The sequence below is a fragment of the Williamsia herbipolensis genome (genome assembly GCF_036153515.1).
GTDB classification, from domain to species: Bacteria; Actinomycetota; Actinomycetes; order Mycobacteriales; family Mycobacteriaceae; genus Williamsia_A; species Williamsia_A herbipolensis.
Window position 1 is genome coordinate 1,477,460 of sequence record NZ_CP108021.1, and the last position, 14,348, is coordinate 1,491,807.

18 protein-coding genes are annotated in these 14,348 nt (G+C 68.6%); 8 read left to right on the plus strand and 10 right to left on the minus strand.

All coding sequences use genetic code 11. The features are described 5' to 3' along the window. Window positions 1–2: 2 nt before the first annotated feature. Window positions 3–797 carry a ParA family protein gene (locus OG579_RS06835; RefSeq protein WP_045823610.1) on the minus strand — a complete coding sequence of 265 codons (795 nt, stop codon included), beginning with the start codon at window positions 795–797 and terminating at the stop codon, window positions 3–5. A 164-nt stretch (window positions 798–961) separates the two neighbouring features. On the opposite strand from OG579_RS06835, the gene OG579_RS06840 reads away from it, so the two are divergent. Next, window positions 962–1,600: an acid phosphatase gene (locus OG579_RS06840; RefSeq protein ID WP_328858548.1), complete on the plus strand. Its 639-nt coding sequence runs from the start codon at window positions 962–964 to the stop codon at window positions 1,598–1,600. A 1-nt stretch (window position 1,601) separates the two neighbouring features. Here the strand turns inward: OG579_RS06840 and OG579_RS06845 are convergent, their stop codons facing one another. Continuing rightward, window positions 1,602–3,104 (minus strand): HNH endonuclease signature motif containing protein, encoded by a 1,503-nt coding sequence (locus OG579_RS06845; protein ID WP_328858549.1) that lies wholly within the window; start codon window positions 3,102–3,104, stop codon window positions 1,602–1,604. A gap of 333 nt (window positions 3,105–3,437) precedes the next feature. Next, complete coding sequence (locus OG579_RS06850; RefSeq protein WP_045823613.1) at window positions 3,438–3,878, minus strand: hypothetical protein; 441 nt, start codon at window positions 3,876–3,878, stop codon at window positions 3,438–3,440. Between the two features lie 113 nt (window positions 3,879–3,991). Here OG579_RS06850 and OG579_RS06855 point away from each other — a divergent pair, with 113 nt between their 5' ends. Beyond that, window positions 3,992–4,987: a diacylglycerol/lipid kinase family protein gene (locus OG579_RS06855; RefSeq protein ID WP_328858550.1), complete on the plus strand. Its 996-nt coding sequence runs from the start codon at window positions 3,992–3,994 to the stop codon at window positions 4,985–4,987. Between the two features lie 285 nt (window positions 4,988–5,272). Beyond that, window positions 5,273–5,530: a WhiB family transcriptional regulator gene (locus OG579_RS06860; RefSeq protein WP_045823614.1), complete on the plus strand. Its 258-nt coding sequence runs from the start codon at window positions 5,273–5,275 to the stop codon at window positions 5,528–5,530. A 79-nt stretch (window positions 5,531–5,609) separates the two neighbouring features. Here the strand turns inward: OG579_RS06860 and OG579_RS06865 are convergent, their stop codons facing one another. After that, complete coding sequence (locus tag OG579_RS06865) at window positions 5,610–7,100, minus strand: sensor histidine kinase (protein WP_045823615.1); 1,491 nt, start codon at window positions 7,098–7,100, stop codon at window positions 5,610–5,612. Between the two features lie 47 nt (window positions 7,101–7,147). Next, window positions 7,148–7,363, minus strand: coding sequence for a biotin/lipoyl-binding carrier protein (locus OG579_RS06870; RefSeq protein WP_045823616.1), 216 nt, complete (start codon window positions 7,361–7,363; stop codon window positions 7,148–7,150). Between the two features lie 232 nt (window positions 7,364–7,595). Between OG579_RS06870 and OG579_RS21960 the strand changes: the two genes are divergently transcribed. Further along, window positions 7,596–7,670 (plus strand): 50S ribosomal protein bL37, encoded by a 75-nt coding sequence (locus OG579_RS21960; protein ID WP_369758845.1) that lies wholly within the window; start codon window positions 7,596–7,598, stop codon window positions 7,668–7,670. An 85-nt stretch (window positions 7,671–7,755) separates the two neighbouring features. Here OG579_RS21960 and rsrA read toward each other — a convergent pair whose 3' ends face one another. Then, window positions 7,756–8,070, minus strand: a complete 315-nt coding sequence (rsrA, locus tag OG579_RS06875) for a mycothiol system anti-sigma-R factor (protein ID WP_082080308.1) — start codon at window positions 8,068–8,070, stop codon at window positions 7,756–7,758. Further along, window positions 8,067–8,771, minus strand: a complete 705-nt coding sequence (locus OG579_RS06880) for a sigma-70 family RNA polymerase sigma factor (protein ID WP_045823640.1) — start codon at window positions 8,769–8,771, stop codon at window positions 8,067–8,069. The genes rsrA and OG579_RS06880 overlap by 4 nt, the downstream gene beginning before the upstream one ends. A gap of 275 nt (window positions 8,772–9,046) precedes the next feature. Between OG579_RS06880 and OG579_RS06885 the strand changes: the two genes are divergently transcribed. Further along, complete coding sequence (locus OG579_RS06885) at window positions 9,047–9,568, plus strand: YbaK/EbsC family protein (protein ID WP_328858551.1); 522 nt, start codon at window positions 9,047–9,049, stop codon at window positions 9,566–9,568. Between the two features lie 8 nt (window positions 9,569–9,576). Here OG579_RS06885 and OG579_RS06890 read toward each other — a convergent pair whose 3' ends face one another. Beyond that, the gene (locus OG579_RS06890; protein ID WP_328858552.1) at window positions 9,577–10,428 is read right to left on the minus strand and encodes an SOS response-associated peptidase; all 852 of its coding nucleotides are present in this window, start codon (window positions 10,426–10,428) and stop codon (window positions 9,577–9,579) included. Between OG579_RS06890 and OG579_RS06895 the strand changes: the two genes are divergently transcribed. Both OG579_RS06895 and OG579_RS06900 read left to right on the plus strand, forming a co-directional pair. Next, window positions 10,427–10,999 carry a hypothetical protein gene (locus tag OG579_RS06895; protein WP_328858553.1) on the plus strand — a complete coding sequence of 191 codons (573 nt, stop codon included), beginning with the start codon at window positions 10,427–10,429 and terminating at the stop codon, window positions 10,997–10,999. The genes OG579_RS06890 and OG579_RS06895 overlap by 2 nt on opposite strands. Before the next feature lie 15 nt (window positions 11,000–11,014). Next, on the plus strand, window positions 11,015–11,422 hold the full coding sequence (locus OG579_RS06900) for a DUF5313 family protein (protein ID WP_328858554.1): 408 nt from the start codon (window positions 11,015–11,017) through the stop codon (window positions 11,420–11,422). A gap of 21 nt (window positions 11,423–11,443) precedes the next feature. Here OG579_RS06900 and OG579_RS06905 read toward each other — a convergent pair whose 3' ends face one another. Further along, entirely contained in the window at window positions 11,444–12,562 is a 1,119-nt protein-coding gene (locus OG579_RS06905; protein WP_328858555.1) for an SMP-30/gluconolactonase/LRE family protein, read from the minus strand. Window positions 12,563–12,722: 160 nt separating this feature from the next. On the opposite strand from OG579_RS06905, the gene OG579_RS06910 reads away from it, so the two are divergent. Further along, entirely contained in the window at window positions 12,723–13,838 is a 1,116-nt protein-coding gene (locus OG579_RS06910) for a hypothetical protein (RefSeq protein ID WP_328858556.1), read from the plus strand. A gap of 9 nt (window positions 13,839–13,847) precedes the next feature. On the opposite strand, the gene soxR is transcribed toward OG579_RS06910, so the two are convergent. Continuing rightward, window positions 13,848–14,324 carry a redox-sensitive transcriptional activator SoxR gene (soxR, locus tag OG579_RS06915; protein ID WP_045823623.1) on the minus strand — a complete coding sequence of 159 codons (477 nt, stop codon included), beginning with the start codon at window positions 14,322–14,324 and terminating at the stop codon, window positions 13,848–13,850. Window positions 14,325–14,348 lie beyond the last annotated feature (24 nt).

The window sequence follows — 14,348 nt, forward strand, 5'->3', positions numbered from 1 at the left end:
CGCTACACCGCGGTCTCGAGGGTGGCGAGCGCCTTGCCGCCATCCCAGTGCTGCCACAGGTTGTCGGCGAGTTCGCGGTAGGCCTGCGATCCCTTGTTCTTGCGACCGGTCATCACCGTCGCGCCCGACGCGGACGCCTCGGCGAACCGCACGGTGCGCGGGATCGGTGGGCTCAGCACCGGCATCTCGTAGCGGTCGGAGACGTCGGCCAGCACGTCACGGCTGTGTGTGGTGCGCGAGTCGTAGAGCGTGGGGATCACACCGAGCAGCGTGAGCGCCGGGTTGGTGATCTGTTGGACCTCGGTGACCGTGCGCAGCAGCTGACCCACCCCGCGGTGGGCGAGGGTCTCGCACTGCAGCGGTACGGCGACCTCGTCGGCGGCGGTGAGACCGTTGAGGGTGAGCACCCCGAGCGACGGCGGGCAGTCGAGCAGGATCACGTCGTAGTCCTGCGTGACCTGCGCCAGCGCGCGCTTGAGCGCGTATTCGCGTCCCGGCCGCATCAGCAGCAGGGCCTCGGCGCCGGCGAGATCGATCGTCGCGGGCAACAGGGTCATGCCGTCGTCGGTGGACACCAGCGCGTCGACGATGTCGCTCTCGCCGAGCAGCACCTCGTGCACCGACACCTCGAGGTGGTCGGGGTCGTGGCCGAGGGAGAAGGTGAGACATCCCTGCGGATCGAGGTCGACCACCAGCACCGACAGGTCCATCGCGGCGAGAGCGGCGCCGATGGAGGCGACGGTGGTGGTCTTCGCGACGCCACCCTTCTGATTCGCGACGGCGAGGATCTTGCTCATCGGAGGGCCCGATCGGTGTGCAGGATGATCATGACTGTCCCATTCCCCTCGGTGGCCTCGTGGCGATGGCCGTGTGTGCGCACCGCGCACGTTCTCTGCGGCGGCTCGTGAGATGAGGATATGCCCCCGACGTCGCGGCGCGGCGGCGGTGGGAGGATGACGGCGTGGCCACAGCGACGCATCGACTCATCGTCATCCGACACGGCGAGACCGAGTGGTCCAAGAGCGGTAAGCACACCGGTTCCAGCGACATCGACCTCACCGACACCGGAGTCGAGCAGGCCCGCAGCCTGGCCGGTCGGGTGGAGGAGTTGTCGCTCACCGACCCGCAGGTCTTCAGCTCCCCGCGGTTGCGCGCCCGCCGCACCGCCGAGCTCGCCGGACTGCACGTCGACACCGTCGAACCGCTGCTCGTGGAATGGGACTACGGCGACTACGAGGGACTGACCAGCCCGCAGATCCACGAGACCGACCCCGGCTGGACGGTGTTCGCCGACGGCGGCCCCGACGGCGAGTCGCCCGACGAGATGAGCGACCGCGTCGACACCGTCATCGAGAAGCTCACCCCGCTGCTCGACCACGGCGACGTCGTGGTGGTGACACACGGACACTTCTCGCGATCGTTGCTGGCGCGATGGATCGGCTCGCCGATCGCGCGCGGACGCCACTTCACGATGCTGCCCGCGTCGATCGCCGTCCTCGGGTTCGACGGCGAGTCCCGTCAACTCACCGCACTGGGAATCACCGGCTACCGCAGCGCCGATTATGTCGACGCAGGTCGGCCGACGCGCCCCCTGAGCTGACTCAGGCCGCGTAGTCGATGGGGTGCCTTGACCAGACGACATCGACGCGCGGGGCACGCGGGAGCCGCTCGGCCACCAGCTGATGTTCGATGTCGAGGACCGGTGGCGATGGTGCCTCGTCGGTGTCTGGCGAATGCGGGTGCAGCAGTTCGTCGATGCGGTGTAGGTGGTTGGCGCGGAGTTTCTCCGGTGGGTCGGTGTTACGACGCCAGCCGTAGCGGCCCTTGTCGGGGCCGTCGGTGATCTTCTCGGTGCTCCATTGGTGGGGTTCGGGTCCGACGGCGCGGTTGTGGCGTCCGCAGGCGGGTGCCATGTCTGTGGCGTCGGTGAGTCCGCCGTCGGCCCAATCGGCGTGGTGCATTTCGGTGTGGGCGAACGGTGTCGCGCAGTCGTCTTTGCTACAGCCCCTGTACTGGGCGAAAGCCATCAACCGCTGCGCCTGCGACGCGAGACGCCGGCCGCGGCCGAAGAACAACGGTTCGCCTGTGACATCGCTGAACACCGCGAGGTGGGGCTGCGCGTCGGCGGCCAGTGTGATCACGTCGCTAATCGGCAAGTCGGCGCCGGTGGCGGTGCGCGCTACACCGGCGTGCTCACGAAGTTGTGCGTCGGTGATGGACACGATGATCTGTGGCGGCAACCCTCGATGCGACCCACCGAGGAGCCCACCGTTCACCGCGACATCCAGCAAAGCCTTCAACGCGTCGTGGTTCCGCTGACTCTGCGATCGATGGTCCCGATCCGCAGCTTCGCGGAGGAGGTTGGAGTCGATGTCACTGCCGTCACCGATCGGGGACAGCTCGTCATCGGGGTTGTTCATCCCGGGTGCGGCCCACTTCGCCAACACCACGTCGAACAATGCGCGAGTGATCGGATCCAACGTGGCCGTGAGTTTCGACATCAACTGCGAGTCCTGGCACCCGAGGTTCAGTTTCCGGTTCCGTGCGCGGTCGCGATCATCAGTCAGTTGTCCGTCGGGGTCGAGGTGCGCAAGGATTCGGACGCCGGCGGCGGTGATCTCTTTGGGCGTCAACGTCGTCGCGAACTCAGCGAGAGTCTGTTCGGCGAACGCCCGCTGTTCGGCACCGACCGCTGACGGGATCTTCTTCATTACGTCGAGGACCGCGTGGACATGGTCGGGGCCGATGGTTCCGGCGGCCAACTCGCGAGCGGTGTTCGAGCAGACGGGTGGCAGTTTCTCGCCGGTCATCGCGTGCATGGGTTCGAGCGATCGGACTGCGTCGAGGCGCTTCTTGGGGTGGGTGATGCGCAGTTTCGTCTGCAGGAACTCGGTGACGGTCACGCATCCCGCGGTCCGGTGGGCGTCGCGGTCGGAGACCTCGAGGATGCGCTGGTTGCCGATGGATTCCACTCGGCGGATGGTGTGTTCGTGGCGGATCGCCAGCTCGGTGACGGTCTCCTCGTCGCACGCTGTGGAGTCGGATGCAGCGATCTTGTCCAAGATCTGTTCCAGGGCAGCGTAATCCGCTACGAGATCGCTCACGGTGACGCTCCTCCCCAGGTGTGACTGTACGTCTATTCTAGCACGCGTGTTCGAAGGGTGGGAGGTTGATTATCGTGAATAGTGTTGAACGTGAGTGTATTTCGGGTGGGTGGTTGTGTTTTACTGCCGCTGACGGTGCGGAAGCCGGACGCCGAGTGTGCGTTGTCTCGTCGTCGGCGCGCGTGACGCCGTCAGCACACTCGACGACCGTTTCCACACAGTCAGCACCGCCAGGACAGTCGACGACCGTTTCCACACAGTCAGCAACCGCGGGTCAGGCACTCGACGGCCGTTTCCACACAGTCAGCACCACCGACGGTCTCAGCGGCTGTGTCAGTCCTTCGGGGGCTCCGCGTCGGGGGCGTAGTCGTCGGCGAGCCAGCGGACCGACTTCGGCGAGAACAGCAGACCCAGCACGATGACCACCACCACGAGCAGCGGCGCACCGAGCCAGGGCTGACCGCTGTCGGTGAGCAACGCGAAGGCGACGGGGATCAGCAGGATCTGTGCGACCACCGCGATGGCGCGACCCCACCGTCGGCCGGTGCACAGCGCGACGCCGCCGGCCACCACACCCGAGCCGAGGATCGCGAACCATCCGGCCGTTCCGTAACTGCTGATGAAGCTCTCGTCGGCGCCGGTGGCGCCGTGCACGGCGAGCACGATCGCGATGACCACGGCCACGACGCCCTCGAGCGCGACCACCACACCGGCGCGCCGCACGGCGGTGGGGGGACCGGTGTCCGGACGACGCTCGGCAGGTGTACGACTCACCGGTCCAGCGTAGTTCGTCGGGCGCCCACGCCGAGAGGCCGCCGATCGGCGGCGGTGTCGCGGCCCCCGACGATTGTGTCCCCCCTCGCGGCACCCTCTAGGCTCTGCAGATCGTGCGTGCCCTGCTGATCGTCAACCCGTTCGCGACGTCGACCACCGACGCGGGGCGCGACGCGCTGGCCGACACCCTCTCGGCGAAGATCGATCTCTCGGTCGAGCTGACGACCCACCGCGGCCACGCCGGGGAGATCGCGGCCCGCGCCCGGGCGCAGGGCTGCCCGATCGTGATCGTCCACGGCGGCGACGGCACGGTGAACGAGGTCGTCAACGGCCTGCTCGACGCCCCCGGCGACCCGATCGGTCCGAACCCGGCGCCGGCCCTGGCCGTCATCCCCGGCGGCAGCGCGAACGTGTTCGCGCGTTCGCTGGGCATCGACCCGGACCCCATGAAGGCGACGGCGCAGTTGCTGACGTTGCTCGCCGAGCGGTCACGGCGCCGGATCAGCCTCGGTCACCTCTCCGCCGAGGCCCCGAAGCGCCCGGGGTCCACGCCCTCCCCCGCCGCCGCGTCGGGCCGGTGGTTCCTGTTCAACGCGGGGATGGGTGTCGACGCGGAGGTGGTGGCCTCGATCGAGGACCAGCGCAACGCGGGGAAACCGGCCAGCGACGCACGCTACATCGCGACCACGGTGCGCCGTTTCATCAGCGCGTCCCGTCGCCCACCGCAGCTGTCGGTGTCACTGCCCGGTCGCGACACCATCGACGACGTCCACTTCGTCTTCGTCTGCAACGCCAACCCGTGGACCTTCATCGGCCCGCGGCCGGTGTGGACCAATCCCGACACCACCTACGAATGCGGTCTCGGCGTCTTCGCGTCCTCGTCGATGAGTGTCACGCGCAACCTCGGCATCTTCACCCAGCTGCTCACCGGTCGAAAGCCCCACGCGCGGCACGTCCTGACCGACGACGACGTCGCGTCGGTGCGCCTGACCGCGCGCGCCCCGACGGACGTGCAGATGGACGGCGACTATGTCGGCAAGGCGACGACCGCGGCGTTCGGGTGTGTAAGCGACCGACTCGAGGTCGTCGCACCACCGCTGTCCGCCTGAGCCGACACGAGCGCAGACCGACACGGTTCGAGGGTGTGAGTTTCTGCATGAATGTCGTGAAGACAGCGCAGGATGTTCCCGACAGTAGTACAACGGTGCAGGGAGTTCGCCACGGACCCCCGTTGTCGCAGTGACATTGCCCACGTGTTAACGCGACACCATTGACTTCATCGTGATTCGTGAAAGCATTCACAAGCAACAGTGCGGAAACATTGAGTACGCACAGATGAACGACAAGTGACAACCGGCGCGATCACACACGCGCGAAATCGAAGGAGCACGCACATGGACTGGCGTCACAATGCAATCTGTCGCGATGAGGACCCGGAGCTGTTCTTCCCCGTGGGGACCAGCGGACCGGCCATCGCCCAGATCGCCGACGCGAAGCTCGTCTGCAACCGCTGCCCGGTGACCGCCGACTGCCTCTCGTGGGCACTCGAGTCGGGCCAGGACGCAGGGGTCTGGGGCGGCATGAGCGAGGACGAGCGTCGCGCACTGAAGCGTCGCAACGCGCGCAACCGGACGCGCAGCACCACGGTCTGACGCGTTCACCACGCACCAGGGCCCGGCGGGAAACCGCCGGGCCCTGTGCTGTGTGGGGGCACCCGGCATCCGGCGGGTCTCAGCGCAGCGGCACCGTGAGGACCGCCGCCGTGCCGCCGCCGTCGGCGGGCGCGAGATCGAGGGTGCCGCCGAGTTCGATACGGACCAGCGTGTGCACGATCTGCAGTCCGAGACGTTCCGAGGCGCGGATGTCGAAGCCGGGCGGTAACCCGACCCCGTTGTCGCGCACGGTGACCACGAGTCGGCGGGTGTTGCGGTCGGCCTCGATCACCACCTCGCCGTCGCGGTGCTCATCGGTCCCGAAGCCGTGTTCGACGGCGTTCTGGATCAACTCGGTCAGCACCATCACCATCGGCATCGCGAGATCCGACGGCAGCACGCCGAGGGTGCCGCCTCGGCGGACCACGGCGTTGCTGTCCCCGGAGGCGACGTCGGCCATCACCGGCACCAGCTGATCGACGACGACGTCGAGATCGACCTCTTCGTCGACACTGCCCGACAACAGCTCGTGCACCAGGGCGATCGCGGCCACCCTGCGGACCGCCTCGGTGAGCGCTCCGCGCGCCTCCGGGTTCTCGGTGCGGCGGGCCTGCAGTCGCAGCAGCGCCGAGACGCTCTGCAGGTTGTTCTTCACCCGGTGGTGGATCTCGCGGATCGTCGCGTCCTTGCTGATGAGCGCGCGATCTCGGCGTTTGACCTCGGTGACGTCGCGCACGAGGACCGCCGCACCCGACGGTTGACCCCGCGGACGCAGCGGGACGGTGCGGATCAGAACGCTCGCCCGCCGCGCGTCGGCCTCGATCCGACGCCCCGAACCGCCGGCGACGGCCTCACGGATCATCGCCACCGTGTCGTCGGCCTCGAAACGATCGGTGAGCAGCTCACCGAGGACGTCGGTGAGGTGGTTGCCGGTCAGGTCGGTCGTCCACCCCATCCGGTGCACCGCCGACAGGGCGTTGGGACTCGCGAACACCACGACGCCCTCGTCGTCGACGCGGATGAAGCCGTCGCCGGCGCGCGGCGTCGACAGCCCGCGGGAATTGGCCTCGTTCTGCGGATACGCACCGTCGGACATCATCTGACACAGGTCGTTCGCGCAGTCCTGGTAGGCGAGCTCGAGATGCGAGGGCATCCGCAGCTGCGCCAGGTTCGCGGTCCGACTGATCGCGGCCACCACCTCGCCGGCGAACCGGACGGGCACGGCCTCGCGGCGGATCGCGGTGTGCCCCAACCACGTCGGGTCCTCCTCGCGGAGGATCCGTCCGCTGGTGAACGCCCGACGGACCTGCGGGTTGGCGTCGGGCGAGCGGTCGTCGTCCTCGACGACGACGCGACCGACCTGATCGAACGGGAACACCGTGGGAGCGGTGTTCGGCCGGCACTGGGCGACGCAGATCAGGTCACCGGACTCGGTGGGGACGTACATCAACAGATCGGCGAACGACAGATCCGCCATGAGTTGCCACTCGGCGACCACACGCTGCAGGTGTCCGGCATCGGCACCCGACAGCGAGGTGTGGTCGGCGAGGAGATCGGTGAGCGTCGACATCTACCGGGGTCCCGCGCCGCGGGAGGGCACCGACACGTGGCGGTGGATCAGTCGATGGTGGCGATGAGGTGGCCGGCCTGGATCACGTCGCCGACGGCGACCTTCACGTCGGTGACGGTGCCCGCCTCCTCGGCGAGGACCGGGATCTCCATCTTCATCGACTCGAGCAACACGATGGTGTCGCCGACCTCGATCTGCTGACCCGGTGACACGACCACCTCGAGCACGCTCGCGACGATCTCGGCCACGACCTCTTCTGCCATGACGACCTCCAGTGCTCTCGGCTCTCCGGTGGCGGCGACTCGGCTCTGCTCGCTGCCGAGGACAACCTATCGCAGTCCACGGCGGCACGATCGGAGCCGGGCATCCCCGTCGCGCGTCCGCGCGATTGGGGTCTCACGCGGTGGTCGTGGGAGAATCGATCCCCTGTACCCACCGACGCGGGTCGCGCCGCTCGGATGCCATCACATCGCAGTGCACGGGAAGGAGAACACCATGGGAAAACGTGGACGCAAGAAGCGCGCGCGCAAGAAGAATGCCGCCAACCACGGCAAGCGCCCCAACGCCTGACGGTTCGCACACGAACAGGGCCGGACGACCACCTCGCGGTGGTGTCCGGCCCTGTTCGTGTCTGTAGGTGCGTCCGTCTGGGCGATCAGCCCTCGACTGCACGCCCGATCACGGTCTTGCGGATCTCGAGGGTGAGTCGATCGCGCAACCCGCTGGGTGCCTGGTCGCCACCACACTTGCGGCTAATCAAACTCTTGAGCTGCGACTCGATGCCGTAGTGCTCGAGGCAGCTCGAGCATCCGTCGATGTGGGACTGCAGGCGACCACGCACCTGCTGGTCGCATTCGTTGTCGAGCAACAGCCACACGTCGGCGATGACCGCCGAGCAGTCGAGCTGCTCGAACTCGGCCGCCTCGTCCGCTGTCTGCTCATCGGGGCGGGCCCGTCCGGTGTCGCTCATCGGGTCGCCTCCTTCGCTGCGTCGGTGCCCACGGGATCGGCACGCCGGAATCCCCGCTCCAGGGCGACATCGGCCAGCAGCTCACGCAGCTGCTTGCGGCCACGGTGCAGGCGCGACATGACGGTCCCGATGGGGGTGTCCATGATCTGCGCGATCTCCTTGTAGGGCAGGCCTTCCACGTCGGCGTAGTAAACCGCCATCCGGAAGTCCTCGGGCAGCGCCTGCAGCGCCGACTTGATGTCGTCGTCGGGCAGGGCGTCGAGGGCCTCGATCTCCGCCGAACGCAGACCGGTCGAGGTGTGCTCGGCAGTGGCCGCGAGCTGCCAGTCGGTGATCTCGTCGGTCGGGTACTGCGCGGGCTGACGCTGACGCTTGCGGTAACCGTTGATGTAGGTGTTCGTGAGGATCCGGTACAGCCACGCCTTGAGGTTGGTGCCCGCCTTGAAGGAGTGGAAGGCCGAGAACGCCTTGACGTACGTCTCCTGGACGAGATCCTCGGCATCGGCGGGGTTGCGCGTCATCCGCAGGGCCGCGCCGTACATCTGATCCAACAGCGGCAACGCGTCGCGCTCGAAGCGGGCACCGCGCTCCTCGGTGGTCTCCGCAGGCGTCGAATCGCCGTCTGCCACCACCGATGGATCGGATTCGGTCACGAGGGTCCCTCCGCGATCTGCCCCGTAGCGGGACGTCCGAGGCGCCATGGTGTGCGGGCGCCCGTCGTCCGAGCCTACCGATGGGCTCGTCTCGACGAACATCAGCACCGGCGCACCCCCGCCCACGGGGCGTTCCAACACCTGCGTACTCATATGCTCCCTTTCGCGTCGACACGGTCACACATCTCGTTTCGATAACGGTGCGGTGAACGGATCGTCCGCGTTCGCCTCGAAACGGTGTCGATGGCTTCAACCCGTGCCCGCGCACGATTGTTCCGTTTCGGTTCACCCCGCGTGTAACCCCGGCGCTAGCGTTGCCGATCATGAGCGCGATGACCCCGGCGGTGGCCGCCGCCCGACGGGCCGGCGTCGAGCACCGCATCCACCGTTACCGAGCCGATCCGCGGGCCAGGTCGTACGGCGACGACGCCGTCGATCACCTCGCAGACACGCTCGGGGTCGATGCCGCTCAGATCTTCAAGACCCTGGTGCTGTCGCTGTCGGGCGGCGGGGACGCGGCCGGGTCGCGCGCACGATTCGCGGTCGCGGTGCTGCCCGTACCGCGGCGACTGTCGCCGAGAGCGGTGGTCGCGGCGCTGTCGGATCCGTCGGTCACCCGGGCAGCACTGGCCGAGCCCGCCGCGGCGCAGCGGGTGACCGGGTACGTGCTCGGCGGGGTGTCGCCCCTGGGCCAGCGCACGGCGTTGCCCACCGTGATCGACGCCTCGGCGCTCGCGTGGCCGACGATGCTGTGCAGCGCGGGACGCCGGGGACTCGAGATCGAACTCGCGCCCGCCGACCTGCGACTACTCACCGACGCGGTGGTCGCCGACATCTGCTCCTGAGAGGCCCGCTAGAGCAGCGTCCCCTGCTCGGGCAGATCCTGCGCCGAGCTGTCGACCGGATCGAGGAGTTCGGGTCCGTTGTTGGCCACGCGGTTCACCAGGGGAGCCACCTCGCGGCGGTCGATCGCGTCGACCAGTTGCGCCGACGGCGGTGCCAACAGGGCGGGCGGCGGCGGGTTGTCCGGGTCGAGCCAGGCGTCCCAGTGATCACTGGGCATCACCAGCGGCATGCGGTCGTGGATGTCGCGGAGCGGCCCGACCGCGTCGGTGGTGATGATCGTGCAACTCATCAGCGGGGGTGCGTCGCGGTCGGCGTCCTTCGGTCGCCACGTGGTCCACAACCCCGCCATGAACAGACGGGTCCCGTCGACCGGGGACATGAAGTACGGCGTCTTCGAGGGCTTGCCGTCGGGTCCGGTCCCCTTGCGCCACTCGTACCAGCCGTCCATCGGCACCAGGCACCGTCGGCCCTTCAACGAGGTCTTGAACGACGCCTTCTCGGCGACGCTCTCCGCGCGGGCGTTGAACAGCAGTGGGCTATTCGCGAGATCCTTCGTCCACGCCGGGACGAGACCCCATCGCATCGCGCGCACACGCAACGCGGGATCCCCAGAGGAATCCTCACCGTCGGGGTCGTCGTGACCATGACGCCGGACCACCGTCATCACCGTGGTGGTGGGCGCCACGTTGTAGTTCACCCCGGGCACCGAGCGAGATCGTGCGGTGTCGGGGTCTACTGCGTCGGAGTCACCGGGGTCGGAGTCACCGGGGTCGGGCCGGTGCGGGGTGACCTCGTCGATGGCGTCGAGTTCGGCCGCGAGCAGCGCGGGATCGGTCGTCACCGCATAACGTCCACACATGAGCTCCATGGTGTCACCACGACCGGGGAGTGTCCGCCGCAGATTCCTCGATCGCGCGGCGGGCCCGTTGTCCCCGGAACGGGCGTCGGCGCGCTTGTCGGCCTACATCTACGGCACCCTGCTGGCGTTGGCCGCGGTCGTGGTCGTCGGTCCCGCGGCCATCGAGAACGGCTCGGCGGTGCTCGTCGTCCTGGGCACCACCGCGACGACGTTCCTGGCGCACGTGTTCGCCGAGATCGTCGCGGGCCACAGCATCCCCGAGGCGACCGCCCACCTCGAGGAGCCGATGCGTCGCCGCCTGGCCCTCGAGGAGTTGCGCGACGCCGTGCCGATCGCTTCGGCCGGCGCCTTCCCCGCGTTCTTCCTCGCGCTGGGGTGGCTCGACGTGCTGAACCCGACCTGGGCGCTGGTACTGGCCGGGGCCGGCCCGATCCTGCGAATGGCGTTGCTGGAGATCATGATCCAACGTGTCCGCGGGCAGCGGGCGACCCTGCGCGTCCTCCTCGGCGGCATCGCGACCGCGGTGGTGGCCGCGGCGATCGTCGCGGTGAAGGTGATCCTCACGCACTGACGTATCGTTGCGCCGATGTCGGACACCGCATCGTCGCCCCCGCCCGCCCGTCCCGGGCCGGTGGCGTTCCTGCGATATCTCGCGGGACGACCGCTACCGGAATCGATGCGGGCCTGGGTGCGGCGCGACGTGGTGGGGCCGGGACACGTGCGGCGCTACGTCACCCGGGGGTTGCTCCCGTTCGTCCCGATCTTCGTCGCGTTCGCCTTCGTGCCCGGACCCGTCATCTACCGCCTCGGCATGATCGGCATCCTGCTGTTCCCACTGGTGTATTTCCAGATCGCCCTGACACCGTTCTATCGCCGACACCTGTTGCGCAGCAACGGACTCGATCCCGAGCTCGTCGGCGCCCGAGCACAACGCCGACGCGATGCCACGCGCGCGGACTACGACGCCATCTACCGCGACCGTCGCGCGCCCTGACCCGATCCGACCGGTCGCGCGTCAGGCGATGCCGACCGGGAAGTTCAGGGGCAGGCCGGTCTCGCCGACCCCGACCTCGATGAGCTCGTAGAGGCTGGGCAGCGGCGTGAAGTTCGCGTGGTTGGTGACGATCAACGAGGTCCCGCGGAAGGCGGCCGACGCCGGGGTGGAGAACGGTGTCGAACGCAGGTATCGCTGCGGCAGCGGCGGGAGGGCGTCGAGGGTCGCGCCGGTGTCCGGGTCGACCACGGTCACCGAGTTGTCCAGCGGATTCGAGATGGGCAGGTAGATCTTGCCGCTGCGCCCGATGACGAGCCCGTCCCCCAGTCCGGTGATCGCCACACGGTCGAGTCGCCCCGGGGCGCCGGAGGCGGTGACGGGGAGTCGGTACACCACGCCGTGACCGGCGGTCTGCAGACTCGACACCGACAGCGTGTTGACGAACACCAGACGACCGCGGGCATCGAACTGCATGCCGTTGAGACTGTAGATCGACGCGAAATCTGGGTTCTGATACCAGATCTGGGCCGCGCCACCGCCGGCCGGCACCTTCCAGATCGTCGCCTGATTCAGATCGGAGACGTACATGGAGCCGTCGGCGGCGAAGGTCGCCCAGTTGGGCCACGCCTGGCGGTCGAGTATCCCGGGCTCGCACGGCAGGCCCCGCGCCGCCGAGCACAGCGGGAGGTCGGCGAAGGTGGCGTACACCTTCTGCGCGCCTGTGGCCGGATCGATCCGCACCGCCCGCGCACCGCTGTAGTCCAGGGCGTAGACCCGACCGTCGCCGTCGAGGGTGATGCCGTTGACGCCGTGCTCGGCGGGGCGGTGACCGATGAGGCTGTAGGTCTGCAGGAGCCTGCCCGCGGCGTCGTAGTGCCACACGTCGGCCGAGGAGTTCGGCCGGTTGGAACCCGTCCACACGCTGCCGTCGGTGGGGTCGACGGCGATGCCCTCGGGCTGCCCCGGCGATGGCACGTGGGCGAAGTCGCGGGCCTGACCGTAGGCCGGCGGGGGGCCGAGGTCGGGCGACGCGGCCGCGGGTGCCGCACCGATGGCGAGCGAGGCCACGACGGAGATCGCTTCCGCGACAAGAGAAGTGGTGATCGAACCGAAGATTCGCTGGGCGCCTCGGAGAGTCATGGGGGCTGACGCTACCCCGGGTGTCGCCCCGCGGTCTCTGCGCCGACGCCCAGACATCGCGAGACCGTGTTGTGCTCTTTGACAGCTTTTCTCAACATCTGTCACGTATCTGGCATCGTGAGCGCGACCACTGTCCGGATCGAATGTCGGGAGACAAACAATGAGATCGCTGTCGCGCGCCGTCGTCGTCGTGGCGTTGTCCGTCATCACCATCGTCGGATCGGTGACCACGACCGCCTCCGCCGCGCCCACGGTCGCCCCGGCCACCGTGTTGGGCTCGATCTCCGACGGGCCGGGCAGCTTCAGCGTCTATCGCACCGTCGACTCCGGCAAGCAGGCCACCGCCGTCGACGACGACGCGTGCAACGCCTATTTCGGCTTCCCCCGGCGGTTCACCGTCCTCCAGCGCCTCGATGCCCGGCTCTACACCTTCGCCAACAGCGCCACCACCGGGTTCCTGACCGATCCGACGAGATCCGACGTCGGTCCGATCTACGTCTGCGGCACACTCGGTCTCGACGGCCAGTCGATCTACGAGCAGTACTCGCGGGCCACCGCGCCCGGCATCGGACCGCTGACCATGAGCGGGCCTTGCGGCCTCACGCCCTACATCGCCGAAGGTCGCGGCGGGGCCGACTGCGTGCAGCGCATCAACCCCAACGCCAACGGCGTGACCGGCGGTGTCGCGAGCAGCAACTCGGTCACCAACCCGATCCGCCTGCCCGGCGGTACCACCGGATCGTTGTGGACCTTCTACACCACCGGCACCCCCCGGGCGCCGGTGAACGCCCCCACCGCACCGCAGGCCCCCGACACCGGATCGGTGAAGTATTCCGTGGGCCGCGAGGTCGACTCGATCTCGGCCGGGACCAAGGCCGGCTGCCCCGGCGGTGTCCGCACCACCACGATCCATGCGATCTCCGTCGACGCGGCCACCGGCGCCATCGCCGGCGAACCCTCGGCGACCTCCGCCGCCGACGCCACGATCTGCTACCAGAAGGTGGGGCTCCCCGACTTCGGCGCGACGCTCACCATCTCCATCCGCGGCATCGCCCTGACCACCACGAACGGCGGCCACTGCCGACAGAGCGCGTTGCCCGGCACCGCGTCGCGCCAGCAGACCTGCGGCTTCGCCCTCCCGGCGAACTACGGCCGCGGCCTCACCGGCGGTCTGGTGACCCTCAACGGTGTGGTGCCGCCGAACGATCCGGCCGGTTCGGTCAACTCCGCGGTCTGGACCATCAGCGTGCTGGGATCGATCAAGCCGGCGTTCTAGACCGCGGTCTCAGACACCTCGACGATCGGGCTCCAGCGGGTCGAACACCCGCTGGGGCCCGATCGCGTTGTGGCCCAGGCGATCGCCCGGATTGGCCAGGGCGCAGGTGCTCAGGGACAGACATCCGCAGCCGATGCAGTCGGTGAGGTTGTCGCGCAGGCGGGTCATCTCGTCGATCCGCGCCGTCAGATCCGACTCCCACGACCGTGAGAGTCGGGCCCAGTCACGCTTCGTCGGCGACCGACCCGACGGGAGTTCGTCGAGTGCGGACCGGATCGACGCCAACGGGATGCCCACGCGCGCCGAGATCCGGATGAAGGCGATGCGGCGCAGCGTGTCGCGGCCGTAGCGACGCTGGTTACCCGACGTGCGCCGACTCGAGATGAGGCCCTCGCGCTCGTAGAAGTGCAGCGCCGACACCGCGACACCACTGCGGGCGGCGAGTTGCCCGACCGTGAATTCCTTGCTCTGCGCAGGTGTGCTCATCGGCGACGATGCTACGACTTCTCC

Coding starts and splice junctions, on each gene's coding strand:
- OG579_RS06860 (WP_045823614.1), top strand. CDS start 5,273: ATGGACTGGCGTCACAATGCAATCTGTCGCGATGAGGACCCGGAGCTG.
- OG579_RS06880 (WP_045823640.1), bottom strand. CDS start 8,771: ATGGCGCCTCGGACGTCCCGCTACGGGGCAGATCGCGGAGGGACCCTC.
- OG579_RS06890 (WP_328858552.1), bottom strand. CDS start 10,428: ATGTGTGGACGTTATGCGGTGACGACCGATCCCGCGCTGCTCGCGGCC.
- OG579_RS06905 (WP_328858555.1), bottom strand. CDS start 12,562: ATGACTCTCCGAGGCGCCCAGCGAATCTTCGGTTCGATCACCACTTCT.
- OG579_RS06870 (WP_045823616.1), bottom strand. CDS start 7,363: ATGGCAGAAGAGGTCGTGGCCGAGATCGTCGCGAGCGTGCTCGAGGTG.
- soxR (WP_045823623.1), bottom strand. CDS start 14,324: ATGAGCACACCTGCGCAGAGCAAGGAATTCACGGTCGGGCAACTCGCC.
- OG579_RS06900 (WP_328858554.1), top strand. CDS start 11,015: ATGTCGGACACCGCATCGTCGCCCCCGCCCGCCCGTCCCGGGCCGGTG.
- OG579_RS06895 (WP_328858553.1), top strand. CDS start 10,427: ATGAGCTCCATGGTGTCACCACGACCGGGGAGTGTCCGCCGCAGATTC.
- rsrA (WP_082080308.1), bottom strand. CDS start 8,070: ATGAGCGACACCGGACGGGCCCGCCCCGATGAGCAGACAGCGGACGAG.
- OG579_RS06865 (WP_045823615.1), bottom strand. CDS start 7,100: ATGTCGACGCTCACCGATCTCCTCGCCGACCACACCTCGCTGTCGGGT.
- OG579_RS06835 (WP_045823610.1), bottom strand. CDS start 797: ATGAGCAAGATCCTCGCCGTCGCGAATCAGAAGGGTGGCGTCGCGAAG.
- OG579_RS06910 (WP_328858556.1), top strand. CDS start 12,723: ATGAGATCGCTGTCGCGCGCCGTCGTCGTCGTGGCGTTGTCCGTCATC.
- OG579_RS06885 (WP_328858551.1), top strand. CDS start 9,047: ATGAGCGCGATGACCCCGGCGGTGGCCGCCGCCCGACGGGCCGGCGTC.